This is a genomic window from Pseudarthrobacter albicanus, from assembly GCF_018224015.1.
GTDB lineage: Bacteria > Actinomycetota > Actinomycetes > Actinomycetales > Micrococcaceae > Arthrobacter > Arthrobacter albicanus.
On record NZ_JAGPOT010000089.1, the window covers coordinates 1 to 22,250 of the forward strand.

At 65.8% G+C, this 22,250-nt stretch carries 23 protein-coding genes; 11 read left to right on the top strand and 12 right to left on the bottom strand.

Annotated features, from left to right (window positions below; genetic code table 11):
• Positions 1-168: Clp protease N-terminal domain-containing protein (locus J9611_RS17170; protein WP_211881941.1), on the bottom strand; the 168-nt coding region annotated here is incomplete at its 3' end.
• A 188-nt stretch (positions 169-356) separates the two neighbouring features.
• On the opposite strand from J9611_RS17170, the gene J9611_RS17175 reads away from it, so the two are divergent.
• Positions 357-641, top strand: coding sequence for a hypothetical protein (locus J9611_RS17175; protein ID WP_211881897.1), 285 nt, complete (start codon positions 357-359; stop codon positions 639-641).
• Positions 642-948: 307 nt separating this feature from the next.
• Here J9611_RS17175 and J9611_RS17180 read toward each other — a convergent pair whose 3' ends face one another.
• The 8 genes from J9611_RS17180 to J9611_RS22585 form a co-directional block, all read right to left on the bottom strand.
• Positions 949-1,683, bottom strand: a complete 735-nt coding sequence (locus tag J9611_RS17180) for an SRPBCC family protein (RefSeq protein ID WP_211881898.1) — start codon at positions 1,681-1,683, stop codon at positions 949-951.
• Between the two features lie 22 nt (positions 1,684-1,705).
• Complete coding sequence (locus tag J9611_RS17185; protein WP_211881899.1) at positions 1,706-2,560, bottom strand: FAD binding domain-containing protein; 855 nt, start codon at positions 2,558-2,560, stop codon at positions 1,706-1,708.
• Positions 2,557-4,926 carry a xanthine dehydrogenase family protein molybdopterin-binding subunit gene (locus J9611_RS17190; RefSeq protein ID WP_211881900.1) on the bottom strand — a complete coding sequence of 790 codons (2,370 nt, stop codon included), beginning with the start codon at positions 4,924-4,926 and terminating at the stop codon, positions 2,557-2,559. Before J9611_RS17190 ends, J9611_RS17185 begins: the two co-directional genes overlap by 4 nt.
• Positions 4,923-5,435, bottom strand: coding sequence for a (2Fe-2S)-binding protein (locus J9611_RS17195; protein WP_211881901.1), 513 nt, complete (start codon positions 5,433-5,435; stop codon positions 4,923-4,925). The genes J9611_RS17190 and J9611_RS17195 overlap by 4 nt, the downstream gene beginning before the upstream one ends.
• Positions 5,436-5,525: 90 nt before the next feature.
• A complete protein-coding gene (locus J9611_RS17200; RefSeq protein ID WP_211881903.1) occupies positions 5,526-6,692 on the bottom strand; it encodes an XdhC family protein in 1,167 nt (388 codons plus the stop codon).
• Entirely contained in the window at positions 6,685-7,788 is a 1,104-nt protein-coding gene (locus tag J9611_RS17205) for a vWA domain-containing protein (protein ID WP_211881905.1), read from the bottom strand. The genes J9611_RS17200 and J9611_RS17205 overlap by 8 nt, the downstream gene beginning before the upstream one ends.
• A gap of 3 nt (positions 7,789-7,791) precedes the next feature.
• Positions 7,792-8,676, bottom strand: coding sequence for an AAA family ATPase (locus J9611_RS17210; RefSeq protein WP_211881907.1), 885 nt, complete (start codon positions 8,674-8,676; stop codon positions 7,792-7,794).
• Between the two features lie 478 nt (positions 8,677-9,154).
• Positions 9,155-9,496, bottom strand: coding sequence for a YegP family protein (locus tag J9611_RS22585; RefSeq protein WP_211881908.1), 342 nt, complete (start codon positions 9,494-9,496; stop codon positions 9,155-9,157).
• A gap of 571 nt (positions 9,497-10,067) precedes the next feature.
• On the opposite strand from J9611_RS22585, the gene J9611_RS17220 reads away from it, so the two are divergent.
• Positions 10,068-10,625: an NADPH-dependent FMN reductase gene (locus tag J9611_RS17220; RefSeq protein WP_211881909.1), complete on the top strand. Its 558-nt coding sequence runs from the start codon at positions 10,068-10,070 to the stop codon at positions 10,623-10,625.
• 274 nt (positions 10,626-10,899) lie between these two features.
• Here the strand turns inward: J9611_RS17220 and J9611_RS17225 are convergent, their stop codons facing one another.
• Complete coding sequence (locus tag J9611_RS17225; RefSeq protein WP_211881927.1) at positions 10,900-11,451, bottom strand: flavin reductase family protein; 552 nt, start codon at positions 11,449-11,451, stop codon at positions 10,900-10,902.
• A 124-nt stretch (positions 11,452-11,575) separates the two neighbouring features.
• On the opposite strand from J9611_RS17225, the gene J9611_RS17230 reads away from it, so the two are divergent.
• From J9611_RS17230 to J9611_RS17245, 4 genes are all read left to right on the top strand, one after another.
• Positions 11,576-11,806: a hypothetical protein gene (locus J9611_RS17230; RefSeq protein WP_211881945.1), complete on the top strand. Its 231-nt coding sequence runs from the start codon at positions 11,576-11,578 to the stop codon at positions 11,804-11,806.
• 1,160 nt (positions 11,807-12,966) lie between these two features.
• Positions 12,967-13,554: a recombinase family protein gene (locus tag J9611_RS17235; RefSeq protein WP_211881929.1), complete on the top strand. Its 588-nt coding sequence runs from the start codon at positions 12,967-12,969 to the stop codon at positions 13,552-13,554.
• Between the two features lie 274 nt (positions 13,555-13,828).
• A complete protein-coding gene (locus J9611_RS17240) occupies positions 13,829-16,795 on the top strand; it encodes a Tn3 family transposase (RefSeq protein ID WP_211881931.1) in 2,967 nt (988 codons plus the stop codon).
• Positions 16,796-16,847: 52 nt separating this feature from the next.
• Positions 16,848-18,029, top strand: coding sequence for an IS30 family transposase (locus J9611_RS17245; protein WP_211881932.1), 1,182 nt, complete (start codon positions 16,848-16,850; stop codon positions 18,027-18,029).
• A 36-nt stretch (positions 18,030-18,065) separates the two neighbouring features.
• On the opposite strand, the gene J9611_RS17250 is transcribed toward J9611_RS17245, so the two are convergent.
• Both J9611_RS17250 and J9611_RS22390 read right to left on the bottom strand, forming a co-directional pair.
• Complete coding sequence (locus tag J9611_RS17250) at positions 18,066-18,722, bottom strand: FAD-dependent oxidoreductase (RefSeq protein ID WP_211881933.1); 657 nt, start codon at positions 18,720-18,722, stop codon at positions 18,066-18,068.
• Positions 18,709-19,071 carry an FAD-dependent oxidoreductase gene (locus J9611_RS22390; RefSeq protein ID WP_211881934.1) on the bottom strand — a complete coding sequence of 121 codons (363 nt, stop codon included), beginning with the start codon at positions 19,069-19,071 and terminating at the stop codon, positions 18,709-18,711. The genes J9611_RS17250 and J9611_RS22390 overlap by 14 nt, the downstream gene beginning before the upstream one ends.
• A 54-nt stretch (positions 19,072-19,125) precedes the next feature.
• Here J9611_RS22390 and J9611_RS17260 point away from each other — a divergent pair, with 54 nt between their 5' ends.
• The 5 genes from J9611_RS17260 (at position 19,126) to J9611_RS17280 (ending at position 22,122) form a co-directional block, all read left to right on the top strand.
• The gene (locus J9611_RS17260) at positions 19,126-19,824 is read left to right on the top strand and encodes a class I SAM-dependent methyltransferase (protein ID WP_211881935.1); all 699 of its coding nucleotides are present in this window, start codon (positions 19,126-19,128) and stop codon (positions 19,822-19,824) included.
• A gap of 159 nt (positions 19,825-19,983) precedes the next feature.
• A complete protein-coding gene (locus J9611_RS17265) occupies positions 19,984-20,436 on the top strand; it encodes a hypothetical protein (RefSeq protein ID WP_246527975.1) in 453 nt (150 codons plus the stop codon).
• 116 nt (positions 20,437-20,552) lie between these two features.
• Positions 20,553-21,221: a Crp/Fnr family transcriptional regulator gene (locus J9611_RS17270; RefSeq protein WP_246527976.1), complete on the top strand. Its 669-nt coding sequence runs from the start codon at positions 20,553-20,555 to the stop codon at positions 21,219-21,221.
• Entirely contained in the window at positions 21,218-21,517 is a 300-nt protein-coding gene (locus J9611_RS17275; RefSeq protein ID WP_211881937.1) for a DUF427 domain-containing protein, read from the top strand. The genes J9611_RS17270 and J9611_RS17275 overlap by 4 nt, the downstream gene beginning before the upstream one ends.
• Before the next feature lie 209 nt (positions 21,518-21,726).
• Complete coding sequence (locus J9611_RS17280) at positions 21,727-22,122, top strand: hypothetical protein (RefSeq protein ID WP_211881939.1); 396 nt, start codon at positions 21,727-21,729, stop codon at positions 22,120-22,122.
• Positions 22,123-22,250 lie beyond the last annotated feature (128 nt).

The window sequence follows — 22,250 nt, forward strand, 5'->3', positions numbered from 1 at the left end:
GAGCGAAATGCCCAAGGACTCAAGGGCTTTGGCGGCAACACCTTCACCCTCATGGATCAGACCCAAGAGGATGTGTTCGGTACCAATGTAACCGTGGTTCAGCATGCGTGCCTCTTCCTGGGCAAGCACAACCACGCGACGGGCACGGTCCGTAAATCGCTCAAACATTTCGCCACACTCCTGGCTGCCGCCTACCTTGATGCTACGTCGCCTCAGGCCCCCTTGGGGTGTTCGCGCCAGATCCAGGCCCTTTGCGCAGAGCTCCTGACGGTGACCACGGCCAAACAGGGCCCGAAACCTCAGCCGGCTATCCGGGCAAAACCAAATGATTCCACGAAACAGCCCAGGCGGGCATCTTGACGGTGATGATTCTCGGGCGCTCCATGGCTGTCGCCAAGGGACCCGATGGCAGCTCCCGCGCCGGGGTGGACGGACGACTGCTGCATCATCGCCCGCAAAATGGGCAATTTCGAACTCGAAATAGCCCTCATGGAACGCTGGCGTCGAACGTGCCGGCCGAGTTCAGGGAGCAGGCCTTGGAGCGATCCGGATTCGCCAAACGGCTGGCCAAGGCCCGGATGCTGCTGGAAAAGGTCACCGTCCAAGGTGGGGTCGTCCGCGAAGTCCGTCCTCCGACCTGAGGATCCGAATTCCGTCTCCGCCGGTACCGCGGGGATGCGCGTCGTAGCCGTTTTGAATGAGTTCGTGAAGAAACCTCCCGCGATACTCCTTTCAAAGAATTTCCGGGCCTGAACGGAGATCCTCCATTCGGTGGCATGTCATCGCTGGTCATTGCATTTAGTTGGAAAAGGTGAGTAAAACGTGAGTGACCGTGGCCTACTGTCAATCTGTCCTGCCTATTTGGGCGGGGGACAGGTTCTTGACGGTCGTCGGCTGCTGCGACGATGTCGCGTCGGAAAGCACGTGCGCATAAGGCGGATCGCCAGCCTAGCGGCGTCGGCGAGCCAGCCAGACGATGAGCACCAGTACGGCGACGACGCAGAGCGCGACAGGACCAAAACGGCGCACCAGTATCGGCCACATGGTCGAGCCAAGGTCCAATTCGGCCGCCGGCACGGACTGGGGTTTGAACGGAGACTCTCCCGCCGAAGGCCGGGTTACCGGTGGCGCGGCCCGCGGGCCCGTGGAGGCGGGCTCGGCTGGTTCCACGGTGTCCTGTGCTGTCGCCGAAGGTCCCGTGGTCGTCCCGGCTGCCGGTTCCGCGGTCTGCCCGGCCTCCCCGCCGCCCGCTTTCCCGACCACGCACTGGACAAATTGGGCCAGCAATTTGTCCGAGATGTCCTGGATGACACCCCGGCCGAACTGGGCCGGTTTGCCGGTGACGTTCATGTCGGTGGCCACGTCCACGGCGGTGCCGTCGCCATCCCGCGTCAGCACCGCTGTCACCGTGGCACCTGCCGTGCCATTGCCGCGCTTGTCCTTCCCGGTCGCGGCAATGACCACGGTGTGCGAATCCTCGTTGCGTTCAAGGAATTCACCGGTGCCGGCATACATCATGGCGATTGGTCCGAGCTTGACCTTGACCGTTCCGGTGAACCGGTCGCCGCTCACGGATGTGAGAGCCGCTCCCGGGAAACACGGCGCGATATCTTCCAATTGGTTGAAGGAATGCCAGGTGTCCTCCAGCGAACCGGGAACGACGAAGTGATGTTTGAGTTCCACGTCTGCCTCTCGCCGTGTTCCGCTAGAGCCCCGCGGCCGTGACGACCGCCCGCCTGGTCAAAACCTCCGCAAGATGGCGCCGGTAAGCTGCGTCGCCATTGAGATCGCTGGCCGGATCGGTCCCCTCGGCTGCGTGCGAGCTGGCGGCCGCGATCGCGTCCCGGGTCAGCGGAGCACCCGCCAGCGCCTGCTCGACCGCCGTGGCCCGCACAGGAGTGCTGGCCATATTGGTCAACCCGATCCGGGCCTCGGCGATGGTGCCGCCCTCCACCCGGACCATCGCGGCGACCGCGACGATGGACCACTGCTGGGCCACCCGGGTGAACTTCTCGTAGTGCGCGCCCCAGCCGGTGTACTTCGGCACCCGCACGTGGGTCAGAATCTCGTCCTCGGCGATTGCGGTGGTGAAGTAGCCCTGGAAGAAGTCCGCGGCGGCCACCCGGCGTTCCCCGCCCGGGCCGGCCAGGATGAACGTCGCCTCTGCGGCCAACACCGGCGCGGGCAGGTCGCCCGCCGGGTCGGCATGCACCAGGGCGCCGCCGAACGTGCCGCGGTGGCGGACCTGCGGATCCGCCACCGTTGCCGCGGCCTTTGCCAGCAAAGGCACATAGGCGGCCACCAGCGGGTCGGTGGCCACCTGGTGGTGCGGTGTCATGGCGCCGATCAGCAGGGCATCCCCGTCCTCGCGCACCCCGGCCAGCCCTTCAACCCGGCCCAGATCGATCACCATCTGCGGGTCGGCAAGACGCAGCTTCATCACCGGGATCAGGCTTTGCCCGCCGGCCAGCAGCTTCCCCGAGTCGCCGGCCAAGGCCAGCAGGCTCAACGCCTCCGCGACGGTATTGGGCGCGGCGTAGTCGAATGCGCTCGGAATCATCGGACACCTCCGGTCATCTTGGCTTCTTCAAGTGCGGCCCACACACGGGACGGCGAACAGGGCATCCTGATGTCCTTCACGCCCAGATGCCGCACCGCGTCCAGAACACCGTTGACGATGGCGGGCGTCGAGGCGATGGTACCCGCCTCCCCGACCCCCTTGGCCCCCAGCTGGTTGGTGGTCGAGGGCGTCTCGGTGCGTGCCGTGGTGTAGTGCGGCAGGTCGGGTGCGCCGGGAACCAGGTAGTCCACAAACGAGCCCGTGACCAGGGTTCCGGCGTCGTCGTACACGGCCTCTTCATAGAGTGCCTGCGCGATTCCCTGTGCCAGACCGCCGTGCACCTGGCCCTCCACAATCAGCGGATTGACCACAACCCCGACGTCGTCCACGCAGACGTACTTGCGGATCGAGACCCGTCCGGTCTCGGTGTCCACCTCAATGGCCGCCAGATGGGTGCCGTGCGGGAAGGAGAAATTCTGCGGGTCGAAGGTCGCGTCGGAATCCAGGTTCGGCTCAAACCCGTCCGGCAGGTTGTGTGCCGAAAAAGTCGCCAGCGCGATTTCACCCAGCGCCGTCGACTGATCGGTGCCCTTCACGCTGAACCTGCCATCGGCGAACTCGATGTCGTCTTCGCTGGCCTCCATGAGGTGAGCGGCCACGACCTTGGCCTTCTCGATCACCTTGTCCGCAGCGGCCAGCACCGCCATGCCGCCGACTGTCAGCGACCTGGATCCGTAGGTATCCAGGCCCCGCTGGGAGATCTGCGTGTCGCCGTGCAGCACTTCGACGTTCTCGAACGGCACGCCGAGCTTGTCCGCCACGAGCTGGCTCCACGCGGTTTCGTGGCCCTGGCCGTGGGAGGAGGACCCGGTGACCACCTCGATGTTGCCGGTGGGGAGCACGCGCACCTGGGCGTGCTCCCAGCCGCCGGCGCCGTAATTGAGCGCACCGAGCACCCGGGACGGCGCCAGTCCGCACATTTCGGTGAAGGTGGAGATGCCGATGCCAAGCTGGACTGGGTCCTTCGTTTCGCGGCGACGGGACTGCTCAGCCCGGAGCGCATCGTAGCCGAAGAGCTCCAGCGCCTTCGCGGTCGCCGCCTCGTAGTTGCCGCTGTCGTATTCGAGTCCGGCAACGGTGGTGAACGGGAATTCCTCGTGTTTGATCCAGTTCCTTTCCCGGACCTGAAGCGGGTCCAGACCCAGTTCGGCGGCGAGTTCGTCCATCATCCGCTCGATCGCAAAGGTGGCTTCCGGACGTCCGGCACCGCGATATGCGTCGGTCCACGCCTTGTTGGTGAACAGGTTCGTGCATTCGAACCGGTAGGCCGGGAACTTGTAGATCGAGTTGTACATGAAGGCGCCCAGGATCGGGATGCCGGAGGTGACCAGGCCCAGATAGGCTCCCATGTCCGCCAGCAGACTAACGTCCAGTCCTGTGACGATCCCCTCCTTGGTGGCCGAGAGCTTCAGCCGCTGTACCTGGGCCCGGCCGTGGTGGGCCGCCATCAGGGATTCGCTGCGGGTCTCGGTGTATTTGCACGGCTTGCCGGTGTGCCGGGCCGCCAGTACGGTAATGGCCTCTTCGGGGGTCACCTGCAATTTTCCGCCGAAGCCGCCGCCGACGTCGGGGGCGATCACGCGCACCTTGCTTTCCGGGATGGCCAGGGTCAGAGCCAGCATCAATCGCAGAATGTGCGGTATCTGGGTGGCGGACCACACAGTGATCTGCTCACCGGTGGGGTCCACTACCGTCGAGCGGGGCTCCATGAACGACGGGATGAGCCGCTGCTGGTAGAACGTACGCTCAATGAGGACCTCGGCGCCGTCCAGTGCCTCACGGATCGGTTTACCGGTGCCGGCCTCGCCCGAGTCAAAGACCCAGGTGGCCGATTTGTTGGTGCCCAGGCCCGGGTGGGCCAGCACCTGGTCCTTCGCCGCTTCCTCCAGATCCAGGACGACGGGCAGCCCCTCGTAGTCGACGTCGACCAGCTCGACAGCGTCGCGGGCGGCGGCGGCGCTGCGGGCGATGATGCAGGCAACCACCTCGCCGGCGAAGGCAACCTCATCGACGGCGATCGCCGGGTGCGCGGGGGCCTTTTGGTCGGGCGTAATCGGCCACGCGTTGGGCAGGCTGCCCTGCTCGGCGGCCACGTCGGCTCCGGTGAGCACCGCAACGACGCCGGGGGAGGACTTCGCGGCGGCGACGTCGACCGAGGTGATCTTCGCGTGGGCGAACGGACTGCGTACCATCGCCAGATGCAGCATGCCGGGCAGCGTGATGTTGTCGGTGTACCTGGAGCGCCCGGTGATCAGATGGGCATCTTCCTTGCGGAGGCGGGCCCTGCCGACTTCGGCGGTGGTCATGCCACACCTGCCGTTTCCGTTTCGTCGCTGTCCGAGGACACCGTGCCCTCCGCGACGGCCCGGACCGCGGCAACAATGTTCTGGTACCCGGTGCACCGGCACAGGTTCCCCTCCAGACCGTCCCGGATTTCCTGTTCGGACGGGTGAGGGTTTTCTTCCAGCAGGGACGCCGACTGCATGATCATGCCCGGCGTGCAGAAGCCGCATTGCAGCGCATGGCATTGGTGGAAGGCCCGCTGCAGCGGGGCGAGTTTCCCGTCCCGGGCCAAGCCTTCGATGGTGGTGACCCGGTGGCCATCGGCCTGGACAGCGAACATGGTGCAGGACTTCACGCTGACGCCGTCCAGATGGACGGTGCAGGCGCCGCAGTTGCTGGTGTCGCAGCCAATCAATGTCCCGGTCTTCCCTAGCCGTTCGCGCAGGTATTGAACCAGCAGCAGCCGCGGCTCGACGTCGTCGGTATAGCTCACATTGTCGACTTCGACGGTGATCGTTTTGGAACTCGCCATTGAGATCTCCTCTCGCTGGGAGGACGGGCCCGGCTGCCCGGCTTCCAGTCTTGATGTGTCACACGTTACATCAAGCCGAAGGGTTGCGGGTCAGGGATTCCCACGTTCGTGCGCTGCGTCCTCATGGCCGGGGTCGGCCATGGGCTCGTGGTGGATCCGCGCGTCCATGCTGCTCAATCGTCCGCCTTCCCCGCCCCAGTGCAGCGCAATGATTTCGGCGGCGATCGAGACGGCCGTCTCCTCGGGCGTCCGGGACCCCAGGTCCAGACCGATGGGGCTGGAAAGTTTGGACAATTCGGCCTCGGTCAGGCCGGCCTCGCGCAGCCGCTCCAGCCGGTCGTGGTGGGTGCGCCGGGACCCCATCGCCCCCACGTAGGCCACGTTGTGTCGCAGCGCCACCTCAAGCAGCGGCACGTCGAATTTCGGATCATGGGTGAGCACGCAAATCACCGTGCGGTCATCCACCTGGCCGGCGCCGATCTGCGCCTGCAGGTAGCGGTGCGGCCATTCCACCACCACCTCGTCCGCCTGAGGGAAACGCGACGCCGTTGCGAATAACGGACGCGCGTCACAGACCGTGACCCGGTAGCCGAGGAAGCTGCCCTGTTTGGCGACGGCGGCAGCAAAGTCGATCGCGCCGAACACCAGCATCCGCGGGTGCGGGGCGAAACTGACCGCGAACACGCGCATCCCCTCGCCTCGCCGCTGGCCGTCCGGCCCATAGCTAAGGGTGGCATTGCGGCCGGCAGCCAGCAGGCCCTGCACGTCGTCGCAGACCGCGTGGTCGGCGCGGTCGCTGCCCAGGGATCCGCTGAATCCGTCCGGGCGGACCACCAGGTGGCGGCCGAGCCAGGCCGGATCCGGGTGTTCGATCACGGTGACCACGGCCACCGGCCGGCCGGCGCCGACGTCGTCGGCCACCTGCGGCAACTGCGGGAAGGTCTCGGTGGAGACCGGTTCGACGAAGACGTCCAGGATCCCCCCGCAGGTCAGGCCGACCTCGAACGCATCGTCGTCGGTGATGCCGTACCGCTGCAGCACCGGCCGACCGTCGTGGGCGACCTCGGTGGCCAACTCGTAGAGCGCACCTTCGACACAGCCGCCGGACACCGACCCGACCGCGCGGCCGTCGGCGTCGACCATCATTGCTGCCCCCGCCGGCCGCGGCGCGGACCGGAAGGTACGCACCACCGTACCCAGTCCCACGGTGTGGCCGGCCCGTATCGCGGCAACCAGATCATCCAAGACCTCACGCATTGGCAAGCACGTCCAACAATTCCTCGAAACTTTGCATTGAGTGCCCCCCTATAAAGGAGTCAACGTGCGGCAGCACCGCCGTAATCCCCCGCTGTATGGGCTCGTATCCCACTTTGCCCCGATGCGGGTTGGACCAAACAATGCGCCTCGCCAGGTGATGCAGCCGCTCGGTCTGGCGGCCCAGCAGGGCGGGGTCGCCCCGCTCCCAACCGTCGCTGGCAATGACGACGACGGCGCCGCGTGCCACCACGCGCTGGCCCCAGCGGTCGTTGAATACCCGCAACACTTCCCCCAGCCGGGTTCCGCCCGACCAGTCGGGTACGGCGCGGCCCGCGAGGGCAAGCGCTTTTTCGGTGTCCGGCACCCGCATAGCGCCGGTCACCCGGGTCAGCCGCGTGCCCAGGGTGAAGACCTCCACCTGATGCGGGGCGGCCTCCACGACCCGGTGGGCGAGCCGCAGCAGGCTGTCCGCATAGGGTGCCATCGAGCCCGAAACATCGATCAGCCAGACAACCCGGCGTGGTTTGCGCGGCGCCCGGGCACGGCGCAGCGGACCCGGTTCCCCGCCGCGGCGCAGCTGGTCGCGCAGGGTCCGCACCCGATCGACGTCGCCGTGCCGGTCCGGGTGTTTGCGCCGGGTCTGCCGGGTCGGCAACCGCACCGGCAGCTCCTCGAACATCCGGTGCAGCAACGCCCGCTCGGCGTCATCCAGCGTCGCCACGTCCCGGTGCCTCAGCCGCTCCCGGCGGCTGGCGATCGCCCTCAGTTGGTTCCGGCCGTCCTCCCGGCCGCCGCCGTCGTCGTCCAAAGAGGCCCCGCTGACGGACGTTGCAGACGGTGAGACGCGGGTGGCGGAGGAATGCTCCACTGAGAACCAGGCCTCGAAGGTCCGCTGATAGGTCGGCAAGTCGTCCGGCGAGGCGCACAGAGTTGCCCGGCCGGCCCAGAAAACGCTGGCGCGGCGGTCCAGGGCGAGCCTGCCTACGGCATCGACGAAGCTGCGGGCCCGGTCCGCGGTCACCATCACCCCGGCCGACCGCACCGCAGCGGCAAATGCCAGGAGGATCTCCTCGGCGCTGTGCTCCACGGCCGCCATCAGTCAGCCGAGCATCCGGGCCATGGCTGCCGATACCCGCTCGGTGTCTTCACGGTACTTGCAAAGCGCGCCGATGCTCGCCGCGGCCGAGGCCAGGTCGAGCTCGGCCCGGCCGAGCTGGTGCAGAGCCCGGGCCCAATCCAGAGTTTCGGCCACGCCGGGAGGCTTGAGTATGTCGTCGGAAGCCCGGATCTGCTGGACCACGCGTACCACCTGTTCGGCCAGCAGCGGGGGGACTTCCGGCAGCCGCGTGCGCACGATCTCCACCTCGCGGGCCAGCCCCGGGTGGTCGATCCAGTGATAAAGGCATCGCCGTTTGAGTGCATCGTGGACGTCACGGGTCCGGTTGGAGGTGAGCACGACAATCGGCGCGGTGTCTGCCTTGACCGTGCCGAACTCGGGGATTGAGACCTGGTAGGTGGAGAGCACTTCCAAGAGGAATGCCTCGAACTCGTCGTCGGCACGGTCGATTTCGTCGATCAGCAGCACGGCAGGGCTCTGCTGCAGCGCCTTCAGGATCGGCCGCGCAAGCAGGAATCGTTTGTCGTAGAGCGAGTGCTCCAGCTCGGCCACGCTCAACCCCGCCCCACCGCCGGCCTCCACGCTGCGCAGATGCAGAATTTGAGCGGTGAAGTCCCAGTCGTACAGCGCCTGCGTGGCATCGATTCCCTCGTAGCACTGCAGCCGGATCAGTGGCAGCCCAAGGGCCTGCGCGAGGGCCTCGGCCAGGGAGGTCTTGCCGGTACCTGGTTCCCCCTCCAGCAGCAGCGGGCGTTCCATGCCCAGGGCGAGGTAGCCGATCGTGGCCAGGCCTTCATCGGCGAGGTAGCCGGTGGACGCCAGCATTTCGGCCAGTTCTGCGGCGGAGCTGATCGACGTCTGCGTCATGGCACCAGCATAGGGCCACTGATCGACGGGGTCCGGGGATTCGAGGCCTGTCGCCAGTGGGGAAACACATCATGCAGCTGCCGCGTGGTCACGGAGACGAGGCCGATCACGACGAAGTTCATCACGGCGGCAACCCAAAGCTGCCTGACTACCTAGGACCACTCGCCGGCGACACGGCCGACGATCTCGGCCCTATCCGATGATCCGGGCGATCCTGGACACCAGCGTATTCATCGCTCTGGAATCCGGGCGCCCGCTCGACCGAAATAACCTGGCGGAGAAGGGCTGTCTGCATCATCACTATCGCCTAGCTCCACGCACGAGTATATGCGGCAACCGACACTGACTCCCGCGCCCGCCGGTTGGAAACCGTGGAAGCCCTGACCGCCACGACGGTGCTACCCGTCAATGAGGCCGACGACCGTCAATACACGGTGTTCCAGATCCTTGGAATGAGACGACGACGCCCGCAGCGGTGTCAGGTGTCCGCGGGTCCGGTCCGGGCGATCAGGCAACCCTGTTCAGGCTCCGCGCGGCCACTGATCGCAGCCTGGCGGTGGAATGGCTGTCCGGGGAAGGCCGGACGATTTGTCCGGTGCCGGGAGCTGCGGGCCGGGATTCCTGCTGCCGGGTGGACGGTTTCGGACAGGTCCGTGATCAGGCCCATTCCCGCATACTCGCGCACCCCACTGATGCCGCTCACGGCAGCCTGCTTGTCCGGGAAGGACCTGGAGAGGGCCATCACGGTTCCGTCGGGGGCTTTCAGCGTGAACCTGTAGCCAAAATCCTCGTCAACGAAGAGTTCGAAAGTTCCGGTCATTGCGGTCCTCCTGGAGGCGGGCACACAAGTCTGTCAAGCCCCGGGTTGGTACTGCGCCAGTGGCCAAAGGCTTCCGGCAGGGGCAGGCACGCCCCCAGCACCCGCACGCGCGGACCCGCCACCTTCACCACGGAGAAGAACAGAACCCGCCGGCCAAGGACCGGCTCCGCCGCGCACCGTCGGACCCGGCCGTCGAACGTCTCGACGTGATTCCATGCCGGGGTGAAAGCACCCTCTGAGAGTCGGCCAATTCGAACTGCGACTAATGGCCAACGAAAGCCGACGGACAGCCGGGCATGATCGACTTCATCGCCTCAGCAGCTATCTCTGGAGACATGAATCGGGTCGGACTCTTGAACCGGGCTTTAGGAACACCTTTCTGGGCGATTTCGGGCGTTTCTTCGCTTCATCTCCTGAAGTTCCCCTTCCAAGTATCTGAGACACCGCAAACGTGCTGCGCAGCCCCCGGGGTCCGGTGATGGCTCCAGCGACCGTCTCAGGGGAAGAAGCGCCCTTCCCACAGTGTTTTAACGGGCACAGGCTGCCATGGAAGCAGGGGAGATGAGGTGCCATGGTGAGGATAGCCATCGTGCTGGGAAGCACCCGCCCGGGCAGGGTCGGGAAAGCGGTCGCGGGCTGGGTCTATGAGCAGGCGAAGAAGCGTTCTGATGCACAGTTCGAACTTGTCGATGTGGCCGACTTTGGTTTACCGCTGCTGGATGAACCGCTCCCGCCCTCCCGCGGGCGGTACCGGAACGAGCATACGAAGGCCTGGGCGCAGGTCATCGCCTCCTTCGACGGATACATCATCGTCACCGGCGAATACAACCACTCCGTGCCGGGGGCACTGAAGAATGCCATCGATTACCTCTACCGGGAGTGGAACAACAAAGCCGTCGGTTTCGTCAGCTACGGCAGCGCCGGCGGGACCCGGGCGGTGGAACATCTGCGGCAGATCGCCGCCGAAGTGCAGATGGCCGATGTCCGCGCCCAGGTCTCCCTGCCACTGGCCACGGAGTTCGCAAACTACACCACGTTCACCCCGTCGCCCCTGGCGGTGCAGGGCCTGGGACCGGTCTTCGACCAGGTCATCGCGTGGGCCGGCGCCCTCAAAACGCTGCGCCCCTGAAGGAGAAAGCGGCTAAAGCACGGCAGGAACCTCCCGGAGCATCCGCCGGCGGGATGCGTCCGGCAGGTAGCAACGGTTCCCTCGTCGGCGCCGCCTGCCACGACGACGGCGATGTCACCACCGGACTCTGCTGTAACTGTGGTTTCGGCACCGCCCCCAGGCGAGGACTTCATCGAGCACTACAATCACCACAGGCCCCACACGCACTCAAAGGCGCCTCACCCACCAAACGCGTCACCAACGTACCGGGTCAGTACATCCGGGCGGGCAGCTTCTAAAGCGCCAGGCGGTGGTAGGCGGAAGCAAAATGTATGAGCGGGTCCGGTACCTCCGACCCCGGAGCGTCACCGCCCAACGCAACTACCTCTCCTACGACGAGCAGATGTGTAGCCGCCGGATGGATGGCAACCGTTCTCAGCTCGAAGTACGCGATCGATCCGTCGAGGATCACCGATCCGGTGGCCGGGCCACGGCGGTACGGGACCCGGGCCAGCAGGCCCTCGACCGGGGTCCCTGGACTGGCCAGCCAGTCCGCCGCGCCTTGGTGCTTGCTGCGCAGCAGACTCAACGCCCATGTGCCCGTCGCGGCGACCGCTTCGCCGATGCGTGAGCCCGCGTAGAGGCTGACCAGCATCGTGGGAGGGTCATAGGAGACGGAGAGAAAAGCAGTCACCGTTGCCGCGTAGTCGCGCTTGCGCAGGGATGTGGAAACCACAGCGACGCCGGCGGAGATGTCCGCGCTGAGCACGCGGTACAGATCGATGTCCGCCTGGGAGGGCTGTTCGCCGTCAAGGCGGTGCGCGTCCAACGTCCCGGGACTCTCCATAAAGTACATCGTTTCACGCGCCGAACCATAGGAGTGCTGTTATCCCTGCACTGGAGATCCCCGCATCAACCTTCTGCGTTGAGCGCCGCTTTTCCCCGTGGCTGCATCGTGGGACCATGCCTGCATGAGCGAAAGTGAAAACAATGGTGCGGCGCCCCCCGCCACTGATGGAGCGGGAAGGAATGACCCGGCGCCGGCAAGCAGAGAACATCAGGCAGCGCCGCCCACCCAGGGGATGCGCACCGTGGGCGAGCGTCGCCGGGATGCGGAACAGAAGCTTGAGGAGCATCAGCAGGAGGCCCGCCACAAGACCAAAGCCGAAGACGGCCCCGGGGAACCCCCGGTGAGCCAGTAACGGCCTTTGAGCGGCTTGAGGCGGCCTTTCGTCAACGGTGCGTCGGCGCTTGAGGAACCGAAGCGAGGAAGTCCAGGCATTGATTGGCCCCGGACTCATGGCCTGAACGTTCGTAACCGCATACGGTGAACGGCGGCACGTCCTTCAAACCTTGCCGGGAGCAGAGAACGACCGCGACCGGGGGAGTCCGGCCACCCACAGCCCGCCGCGCAGCGGACGACCCTCCCCGGCGTGGGGTGGGTGCATTGCCCGCGGGCGGGGTCTACGTTCGGGGTTTTCACAAGGAGTTTCGACCAGACTTGCCCCGTCCTGATGTTGCACGGTGTCCGCGCACTTCGGGTCTGGTCACCGGGCGCGGCCCCCAGCATTGCCGAGCCCGGTGACTATCCTGGCAGCAGCGCCCGGCCGGTGACGGCCCTGCTGCGCGGCGGCTCACAGGCAGGTGTGAGACCCTATCGATCCGGGACGGCAGCGGCACAGCGAAGCGCCTGAGAACCGCCATCGGTGAGTCAGATGCGTTTCACGGAGTGCCGCGTCGGTGCCCTTGACGGCGCATCAGGAACAGTCAACCAACCCGATGCTGTGTCTATGTCAATCTCATCCGGGTTACTGGAAACGGAAAAAATCCCACGCTAAGCCCTGCCCCGACTCGGCACCCAGGGCTGGTGCAAAGTCGTGTGCGGGGTTGTGGCGCTGATGCCGGCATGCCCGGCGCAAGTGCTCTTAATACAGGGGAACCCCCGGTAAACAGGTGATCGTTCAAAACCGCCGTTCAACAGGCGTTCCGTCATGACGTCTTCGCCCATCCAGACCCTTGTTGGCCGGCTGGAGCAGCCGGCTGGTGACAATGGACCCGGGCGTCACGCTGGCCACGCTGCTGGACGCGCTCTCCTGCGTTCCGGACCCACACAAGCTCTTGGGCTTGGGCACTGTCCTGACGACGACGAGGGCTGGGCGGGTAGGCTCGACGGCCGTTGCCGAGCAATGGCACATCGGTGGAGTGTCTTGCAAAGCTTTTACTTGTTGAGACATCCGATCCGACCCCAGGAAGACAGGGCACTTTCGCACTGCGGCACGGAACGGCAATGTCTCGACAAGTCGTCTCATAGCATAGCGTGTCTCAGGTACTTTCTTAGGGGTTTATGGGGCAGACTGCGGTCATGTCACTTCTCGGATACACCCGGATCAGCACCGCCGGCCAGGACGACCAGCTCCAACGTGACGCCCTCACCGCGGCAGGCGTCCAGGCCCGGGACATCTACTCCGATGTGACCTCCGGAAGTAAGGAGGCCACGAGCCGCCCCGGGATGCAGAGGCTCATGGGCTACGCCCAAAGCGGTGACACGATCGTGGTGTGGCGCATCGACCGGCTCGGCCGATCCCTGCTCGATGTCCTGAACACCGTCAACGGGCTCCGGGACAAGGGAATCATGGTCCGCTCGATCGCCGACGGAATTGACCCGGAAACAACCACGGGGCGCCTGATGCTGAACATGCTCGCCACCTTGGCCGAGTACGAACGCGAACTCATCGTCGAACGCGTCAATGCCGGCATCACCGCCGCCCGCGCCGCCGGGACCATCTTCGGCCGCCCCGTGACCGACCCCGCCCTCACCGCCGAAAAGCTCCAGATCGTCGCCACGGCCCGTGCCGAAGGAAAAACCGCACAACAGGCCGCCCAACTCGTCGGCTGGAGCCGGGCCACCCTGTACCGGCACCAGCAAGCCAACGTCCGGCTGAAGGACTGAGAGGGACCGGCATGGAACGGGGAAGGCCAGACCCTCCATCCACGACTGCCTCGATCCCATCGGCCCCAGAGCCATCGGCGCAGATGCCCAGACCGTCCGACGTTCAAAACAACGCCGGAGGAGCCCGCGCGTGCGGCCCCGGAACCGCAGTCCGGACGCTGGGAAAACCGTCGACCCGGGCTACCAGTGGCAAATGTGAATGACTTGATTCTCCGTGTCCGACGGGTGGCATGGCCGGGCTTATCGAGAACCCAGGTTTTCAGAAGGAGGGCCAATGCCCCGTCGTTCAATCCTGTCCGCCGCCGAGCGGCACACCCTGCTCGCCCTGCCCGAGGGCGAGGAAGAGCTGATCCGGCACTACACCCTCAATGATGCCGATCTGGCCCTCATTCGCCAGCATCGCAAGCCGGAGAATCGGTTGGGCTTTGCCATCCAACTTTGCTACCTGCGATTTCCCGGCACCATCCTTGGCACCGACCAAACACCGGACCCACCGGTGTTGGCCATGGTGGCCGCGCAGCTCGGCGTTCCGGTCGAGAGCTGGGACGAGTACGGCCGGCGCGAACAGACCCGGCACGAGCATCTCATCGAGCTGCAAACGGGTTTCGGATTCAAACTATTCGGACTGAGCCAGTACCGGGCGGCGGTCCATGAGCTGGTTGAGCTGGCGTTGCAAACGGACAAAGGCATCGTGCTGGCCGGCGCCCTGGTGGAAAGCCTGCGCCGCCAGCGCATCGTCGTCCCGGCAGTGGATGTCATCGAGCGGGTTTGTGCCGAGGCGATCACCAAAGCCAACCGGCGCATCTACGCGGCATTGACCGGTGACCTTTCAGATGATCACAAACACCGGTTGGATGGTCTGCTCAAGCGCAGGGAGGAAGGCAAGTCCACCCGGCTTGCCTGGTTGCGCCAGTCGCCGGTCAAACCGAACTCGCGGCACATGCTCGAACATATTGAGCGACTCAAAGCCTGGCAGGCGCTGGAGCTGCCCGCCGGCATCGAACGGCAGGTCCATCAGAACCGTCTGCTGAAGATCGCCCGTGAGGGCGGGCAGATGACGCCGGCTGATCTGGCCAAGTTCGAGCCGCAGCGCCGCTACGCGACCCTGGTCGCGGTGGCCGTAGAAAGCACGGCCACCGTCACCGATGAAATCATCGACCTGCACGACCGCATCATCGGCAAGATGTTCAACACCGCCAAAAACCGGCACCAGCAACAATTCCAGGCGTCCGGCAGGGCGATCAACGACAAGGTGCGCCTGTACGGGAGCATCGGCAAGGCGCTGCTGGAAGCCAAGGAAAGCGGCACCGACCCCTTCGCTGCCATCGAGTCCGTCCTGTCGTGGGATGCCTTCACGACCAGCGTGACCGAGGCGCAAAAGCTTGCCCGGCCCGGGGACTTCGACTTCCTGCACCGCGTGGGCGAAAGCTACGCCACGCTGCGCCGCTATGCCCCCGAATTCCTGGCCGTGCTCAAGTTCCGGGCGGCACCGGCCGCCAAGGATATGCTCAAGGCCATCGAGGTGCTGCGTACCATGAACGCGGATAGCGCCCGTAAGGTGCCGGACGATGCGCCACGGGGATTCGTCAAGCCGCGCTGGGCAAAACTGGTCGTCACCGAAGACGGGGTCGACCGGCGGTATTACGAGCTGTGTGCGCTGTCGGAGTTGAAGAATGCGCTGCGCTCGGGCGATGTCTGGGTGCAGGGCTCGCGCCAGTTCAAGGACTTCGAGCAATACCTGGTCCCGGCGGGGGTGTTCAGCGATCTGTTGGCGTCCGGCGGCTTGCCGTTGGCCGTGGCCACCGATTGCGACGAGTATCTGCATGGCCGGCTTTCACTGCTGGAGCAGCAGTTGACGGTGGTCAACCGGATGGCCGCAGCCAACGACCTGCCCGACGCCATCATCACCGGGTCCGGGTTGAAGATCACCCCGCTCGACGCGGCCGTCCCCGACGCGGCGCAAACACTGATTGATCAGACGGCGATGCAGCTGCCGCACGTCAAGATCACCGACATGCTCATGGAAGTGGACGGGTGGACAGATTTCACCCGCCACTTCACGCACCTGAAGACCGGCGACAGCGCGAAGGACAAGAAACTCCTGCTGACAACGATCCTGGCCGACGGCATCAACCTCGGGCTGACCAAGATGGCCGAGTCCTGCCCCGGCACGACCTACGCCAAACTGTCCTGGCTGCAGGCCTGGCACATCCGGGACGAAACCTACTCAACTGCCCTGGCCGAACTGGTCAACGCCCAATTCCGGCAACCTCTCGCCGGGAACTGGGGCGACGGGACCACCTCGTCATCCGACGGCCAGCGGTTCAAGGCCGGCGGCAGGGCCCAAAGCACCGGCCACGTCAACCCCAAGTACGGCACGGATCCCGGGCGGATGTTCTACACCCACGTCTCGGACCAGTACTCGCCCTTCAGTGCCAAGGTCGTCAACGTCGGCGTCCGCGACTCAACCTATGTCCTCGACGGCCTGCTCTACCACGAGTCGGACCTGCGCATCGAGGAGCACTACACCGACACAAACGGGTTCACCGACCACGTCTTCGGCCTGATGCACCTGCTGGGATTCCGCTTCGCCCCACGCATCCGCGACCTGGGCGAGACCAAGCTGTACATCCCCAAAGGGGACACCCCCTACGGCGCACTCAAGCCCCTGATTGGTGGCGCCCTCAATACCAAGGCCATCCGCGCCCATTGGGACGAGATCCTGCGGCTATCCACCTCGATTAAACAAGGCACCGTGACGGCCTCACTGATGCTGCGCAAGCTCGGCAGCTACCCCCGCCAGAACGGCCTGGCGGTGGCCCTGCGCGAGCTGGGCCGGATCGAACGCACCCTGTTCATCCTGGACTGGCTCCAAAGCGTCGAACTCCGGCGCCGGGTAAACGCCGGGCTCAACAAGGGCGAGGCACGTAACGCCCTCGCCAGGGCTGTGTTCTTCAACCGGCTCGGCGAAATCCGGGACCGTGGATTCGAGCAGCAACGCTATCGCGCCAGTGGCCTCAATCTCCTCACCGCCGCCATCGTGCTCTGGAACACCGTCTACCTCGAACGAGCCGCAAACGCGCGACGCGACCAGGACCCGGAATCCCACGACGCGCTCCTGCAATACCTCTCACCACTGGGTTGGGAACACATCAACCTCACCGGCGACTACACCTGGCGCAGCAGCGCCAGGATCGGCACGGGCAAATTCAGGCCCCTACGATCACCTTCCAAGGCTTAGCGTGGGCAGGTTCAAGCGGTCATCGCAACACCTTGATGATTGAAGGATGTTGATGACTGATCGTGCCGATCGTTTTTCCGAGCGTCTCGTTGCCGAGAAGATGGTCCATTTCTGGGACCTGCGCGATACGGGAATGACCGCAGAAGCAATCGCTGTTGAGCTCGGGTGGAAGACTACGGCGGTGTTCTCCGTCCTGCACGAACACGGTGGCGTGCGCCCTTCCTGGGCCCGGCCAAGCAAGGGCAGGTCCCTGTCCTTTGCCGAGCGGGAAGAAATCATGCTCTACCGGGCCCAACGGTTGTCCGTGCGCGAGATCGCCCGCCGCCTGGGCAGGGCTGCGTCCACGATCAGTCGTGAACTACGCCGCGGCGTGCTCGGAAGGAACTCCTACCGGGCCGCGGCGGCACACCGGATCGCCTTCAACAACGCCCGCCGGCCCAAACCGGCCAAACTGCTCGAACCGGGCCCGTTGCGGGACCGGGTGAAAGCCGACCTGGCGAAGTGGCTCTCACCGGAGCAAATCAGCGGACGCCTCAAACAGGAGCACCGATACGAACCCGACATGCAGATCTCCCACGAGAGCATTTACCAAGGGATCTACCGTGCCCGCCCGGGAAGGCTTGTCCGACGCCTGGAGAAGGTGACCAGGACGGGGCGTGCCGTGCGTAAACCCCGCCGGAAGCGGAACCACCGCACTGGACGAATTCAGAACATGTCCCCACTCACCGCCAGGACATCCGATGCCGACAACCGGCTGGTTCCGGGGCGCTGGGAAGGGGACCTCATCACCGGGAAAGCCGGGAAATCAGCCATAGGAACGCTCGTTGAGCGGTCCAGCGGCACGATTCGCCTGCTGCGAATAGGGAACCACAAGCCCCGCGCCCATATCGTCCGTGACGAACTCATCCGTGTCTTTACCCAGATGCCGGGCCACCTCACCAGGTCACTGACCTGGGACCAGGGCGTCGAGATGCACAGGCACCAGGAAACGACTGCTGCAACGGGGATGCCGATCTACTTCTGTGAGCCCCGTTCGCCCTGGCAGCGCGGGTCCAACGAGAACGCGAACAAACTGCTGCGTCAATACTTTCCCAAGGGAACCAGCCTGGCCGGCTACACCCAAGCCCACCTCGACAAGGTAGCCCAAGCCCTCAACGACAGGCCCAGGAAACGCTACGACTACGCCACCCCGAATGAGAGACTAAAGACCCTCACTGTTGCGATGACCGCTTGAACCTGCCGTTGCAACGACCGCCTGAATTCGCCAACGTCACCCGGGCACGGTGCCACTGACCCGGCGTTTGAGTCCGAGCACCGCGTTCGAGGCCGCCACGGATGCATGGACGCCGGCCAGGTGGGTGAACTGCGGGTTCGCGGTCACATCTCCCGCGGCCCAGACGAGCGGGTTGGACGTCATCATCCCGGCATCCGTGATCACCCGGCCGTCCGTGTCCAGGCTTACCCCGACCCGGTCCAGGCCAAGACCCGCCGTCCGGGGCGTGCGTCCGGTGGCCAGCAGAACCGTGTCGGCGTCAACGGCAGAGCCGTCCGAAAGCCGGAGCCGGGATCCGGCGTCCGTGGTGAGGGCGTTCCCGACGGTCGTGTTCTCCAGGATGCGGACCCCATCGGTTTCCAGGGCCTCCCGGACGAGGCCGGCGGCGTCGGGATCTTCCCTGGGGAGGATCCGGGAGCGGACGATCATGGTGACCTCGGACCCGAAGCGGCCGAAGGCCTGCCCGAGTTCGCAGGCGATCGGGCCGCCTCCGATGATGGCCAGCCGCCCCGGCAGGGTCTCGAGTTCCCAGATCGTCTCCGAAGTCACGCTGGCCCCCGGGTCCAGGCCCGGGACGCCGGTGACGACCGGTGCCCCGCCGGTGGCGATCAGTGCCTGCCGGAAGCGGATCGTCCTGCCCTCAACCTCGGCCACCCCCGGGGCACGGAACGTCAGCGCGCCCTGGATGACCTTCCCCGGCGTCCTCGAGTGCCGCCGGGGAATCGACGGGTTCGATGGTGTCGATCGCGGCAAAGATGCGTTCCCGGACGGCGGCGAAGTCCGGCACTTGCCCGGTCAGCGCCCGCGCGGTCATGGCGTGGCCGGCCGCCGAGAGGAGGGTCTTGGACGGGACGCATCCGGTCCACAGGCAGTCACCGCCCGTGCGGGCCTGTTCGACCAGAACGGTCCGCGCTCCGAACCCGGCCGCCGTTTTGGCGCCCACGATTCCGGCAGTCCCCCCGCCGACCACCAGAAAATCAATGATGCGGTTCCCGACTGCCATGATGGACTCCTCATAAGTGACGTTGAATGCCGGACAGCGGCCGCCGGTCCGGTCTTGCGCGACCGTGCCGCTGCGGCGGAACGAACCAGAAGGAAGCCCGCCATCCGCGATAAATACACGCTGTTTGCCCCGTTTTACGACCTGCTCTCGGGCGAATACCCTGTCTATCACGCCGGGCGGGTGCTCGGCATCGACGCCCTGGCCCCCACGGCGGGCCAGCAGGTGCTGGACATCGGATGCGGAACGGGGCTGAATTTTCCGCTGCTGCAGAAGCGCATCGGCGCCTCCGGGACCATCGTCGGCATCGACCGCAGCGCCGGAATGCTCCGCCAGGCGCGGCGGCGCGCCCGGGCCCGCGGCTGGGAGAACGTGATCCTGCTCCAGGCAGACATGGTGCTGCTCGATCCCGGGTCGATCGCCGCCCGCATCCAAGCGGGCAGGGGAGCCGCGGTTTCGGATGCTGCCCTGGCGACCTATTCGTTGTCCCTGATGGCGGACCGGGAGCAGGCCTGGACGAACATGACCGGGCTGCTCTCCGCAGACGCCCGGGTCGGGGTCGTGGATATGCAGGACCCGGTCGGATGGGCGCGGTGGCTGACGCCGCTGGCGCGGCTTGCCTGCGCGCTGGGAGGATCCGACATCACCGCCGCCCCCTGGCAGGCCGTCGAGGAACGGTGCGTCGATGTCCTCCGCGCCTCCGCCCGCGGCGGCCACCTCCAGATCCGGGCCGGAAAAATGATGCATGCCGGATGAGATGAGCCCTCGCGCCGTTCACATCCGTGGCTCTACCGGAGCCCAGTGCACAGCTGCCGGCATCTATTCTTGCTGTGTAGTGCAGATTACTGAACGGCATCATGGCCCGGCCGTACGTTGAAGACGTCAGCAAAAACTCTTCCATGGAAGGCCGCCGTCATGGCTTCTGCATCAGCTCTCCCACACCGCACGTCCACCACTGGCCTGGGCCGGCGCGTCGCCGCCGGGGCCGCCGGGGGCATCGCCGGCGGTATTGTGTTCGGGATTCTCATGGCGATGATGGGCATGCTGCCCGTCATCGCGTCCATGGTCGGCTCGAGCTCGGCCGTGGTCGGGTTCGGCGTCCATCTGATGATTTCGGTGCTGATCGGACTCGGCCTGACGGTGCTGTTCGGCGACCGGTTCCTGACCGGGTATGGCCGCGGCGCCCTCGTCGGGCTCGGTTACGGGGCCATTTGGTGGGTCCTGGGCCCGTTGATGATCATGCCGGTCATGATGGGCATGCCCTTGTTCGCCGTTGACCTGACCGCGCTGATGAGCCTCATGGGCCACCTGGTCTATGGCGTTATTCTGGGACTGGTGGCGGTCCGCGTCCTGACGAGCCGGGCATGACCGACACCTGCCGGGCCGGCGTGGCGGCCACCGTCTCCGGAGACCTGCGACCGTGGGCCCCGCGGCAACGAGAGGCCGACCCGCTCATGGCAGGACCCCCAGACCCCTTCAGCTGTTTGAACGAAGTTGATCTGTTCGCTGACCTGAGCGCACAGGAGATCGAGGCCATGGACCTCATGGCCCCGGCCCGGCTGTTCCGCCGCGGGGAACTGCTGTTCAGCCAAAGCCAGCCCGTCAAGGCGCTGTTCATCCTCAAATCCGGCCGGGTGCGCATTTTCCGGGTCGCCGAGGACGGCAAGGCCCTGACGATGGCCATCCTGGAACCGGGCGCCGTGTTCGGGGAGATGATGCTCATCGGGCAGCGGATGTATGACAACTACGCCGAGGCCATCGAGGACTCTGCGATCTGCCAGCTCAGCGTGGACGAGGTGGAACGGTTCCTGCTCTCGGATCCCCGCATCGCCATCCGCATCTCGCGGCTTCTGGGCGAACAGGTCGGCCGCCTCGAAGAACGCCTGACAGACCTGGCGCTGCGGCCGTTATCGGCCCAGGTGGCGTCCACCCTGCTCAAACTCGGTGACGCCGCGGGGCCGCCGCGCTTCGGGCAGGCCCGGAGCATCCACCTGACCCACGAACAGCTCGCCGGCCTCCTGGGCGCCTCCCGGGAGGCCACCAGCAAAATCATGGGCGAGCTCACGGCCAGGAACGCCATCCGGCAGGGCCGCGGGCGCATCGTCATCCAGGACCGTGACATCCTCTACAAGATGGCCCGGAGCTCATCATGATCACCGCCACCTTCCACGGACACGTGATCGCCCGCTCGGAGCACACGGTCTATCTGGAGGGCAACCACTACTTCCCCCGGGAATCCATAGCGCCGGACACGCTGCAGGACAGCTGGCTCCGGACCCTGTGCTTCTGGAAGGGCATCGCGCGTTACCACCACGTCCGCGCCGGGGACCACCGGGCACAGAATGCCGCCTGGTCCTACCCGCGGCCGACGCCCCTGGCCCGGATGATCAAAGACCACGTTGCCTTCGCCCCCGGCGGGGGCGTCATTGTCAGCGGCGACCGGCCCTGACCGCCAACAGCTGCGCCGCTGTCTTCTTTCCCGCCCCACAGTTTTGTCCCCAAAATCCAAAGATAAGAGAGTATCCGCATGCCACGCATTCAGTGACGTTGGCTGCGGCTGCAAAGGTGATGCTGGAATGTGCCGAGGTCCAGAGTGCGGGGTTGGGTCCGGCTGAGGCGTGGACCCGGTTGCAGGCGGCCGTATCGAGGGAGCGGCTCATGGCCGCGGTGGCGACGGTTGAGGAGTTGGCCCCTGACGCCGGGGATGACGCGGACCAGGGGCAGGCTGAGCTGGTGAAGCGGTATGCCACGGTCCGGCCTTTTTTGGCGGTGATCGCTGACGTCCTCCCGTTGGCTGCAACGCCGGCGGGCACTGCGCTGTTGACCGCCGTGCGCGGCTTGGGGAGCCTGGTTGGACGCAAACGGGTGACCCCGTCAGAGATCGTGGACGAGGTGGTGACCGGGACGTGGCGGCGGCTGGTGTTTCCCGGCCCGGAATCGCCGGATGAGATCGTGGATCACCGGGCGTACACGCTGTGCGTGCTCGAGTCGCTGCACCGGGCACTGGCGGGGCATGGTGCCGTCCCGGCCCCGGGGGCCGGTGTAACGGATTGATCACGGTTGGGGGGGTACCCATCCGGGGCGGGTTTGTTGTCGAAGTACTCCTGACAGACAAACGCCGGCCCCGCCGGGGATTCATGGTTTTGGACCATGTCCCCCGGGGAACGGACAGGACCACCAAT

Excerpts from the sequence above, each read along its gene's own strand:
- J9611_RS17185 (WP_211881899.1), bottom strand. The coding sequence starts at position 2,560 with ATGATTCCGAGCGCATTCGACTACGCCGCGCCCAATACCGTCGCGGAG.
- J9611_RS17190 (WP_211881900.1), bottom strand. The coding sequence starts at position 4,926 with ATGACCACCGCCGAAGTCGGCAGGGCCCGCCTCCGCAAGGAAGATGCC.
- J9611_RS17195 (WP_211881901.1), bottom strand. The coding sequence starts at position 5,435 with ATGGCGAGTTCCAAAACGATCACCGTCGAAGTCGACAATGTGAGCTAT.
- J9611_RS17200 (WP_211881903.1), bottom strand. The coding sequence starts at position 6,692 with ATGCGTGAGGTCTTGGATGATCTGGTTGCCGCGATACGGGCCGGCCAC.
- J9611_RS17205 (WP_211881905.1), bottom strand. The coding sequence starts at position 7,788 with ATGGCGGCCGTGGAGCACAGCGCCGAGGAGATCCTCCTGGCATTTGCC.
- J9611_RS17210 (WP_211881907.1), bottom strand. The coding sequence starts at position 8,676 with ATGACGCAGACGTCGATCAGCTCCGCCGCAGAACTGGCCGAAATGCTG.
- J9611_RS22585 (WP_211881908.1), bottom strand. The coding sequence starts at position 9,496 with ATGACCGGAACTTTCGAACTCTTCGTTGACGAGGATTTTGGCTACAGG.
- J9611_RS17220 (WP_211881909.1), top strand. The coding sequence starts at position 10,068 with ATGGTGAGGATAGCCATCGTGCTGGGAAGCACCCGCCCGGGCAGGGTC.
- J9611_RS17225 (WP_211881927.1), bottom strand. The coding sequence starts at position 11,451 with ATGGAGAGTCCCGGGACGTTGGACGCGCACCGCCTTGACGGCGAACAG.
- J9611_RS17230 (WP_211881945.1), top strand. The coding sequence starts at position 11,576 with ATGAGCGAAAGTGAAAACAATGGTGCGGCGCCCCCCGCCACTGATGGA.
- J9611_RS17235 (WP_211881929.1), top strand. The coding sequence starts at position 12,967 with ATGTCACTTCTCGGATACACCCGGATCAGCACCGCCGGCCAGGACGAC.
- J9611_RS17240 (WP_211881931.1), top strand. The coding sequence starts at position 13,829 with ATGCCCCGTCGTTCAATCCTGTCCGCCGCCGAGCGGCACACCCTGCTC.
- J9611_RS17245 (WP_211881932.1), top strand. The coding sequence starts at position 16,848 with ATGACTGATCGTGCCGATCGTTTTTCCGAGCGTCTCGTTGCCGAGAAG.
- J9611_RS22390 (WP_211881934.1), bottom strand. The coding sequence starts at position 19,071 with ATGGCAGTCGGGAACCGCATCATTGATTTTCTGGTGGTCGGCGGGGGG.
- J9611_RS17265 (WP_246527975.1), top strand. The coding sequence starts at position 19,984 with ATGGCTTCTGCATCAGCTCTCCCACACCGCACGTCCACCACTGGCCTG.
- J9611_RS17275 (WP_211881937.1), top strand. The coding sequence starts at position 21,218 with ATGATCACCGCCACCTTCCACGGACACGTGATCGCCCGCTCGGAGCAC.
- J9611_RS17280 (WP_211881939.1), top strand. The coding sequence starts at position 21,727 with ATGGCCGCGGTGGCGACGGTTGAGGAGTTGGCCCCTGACGCCGGGGAT.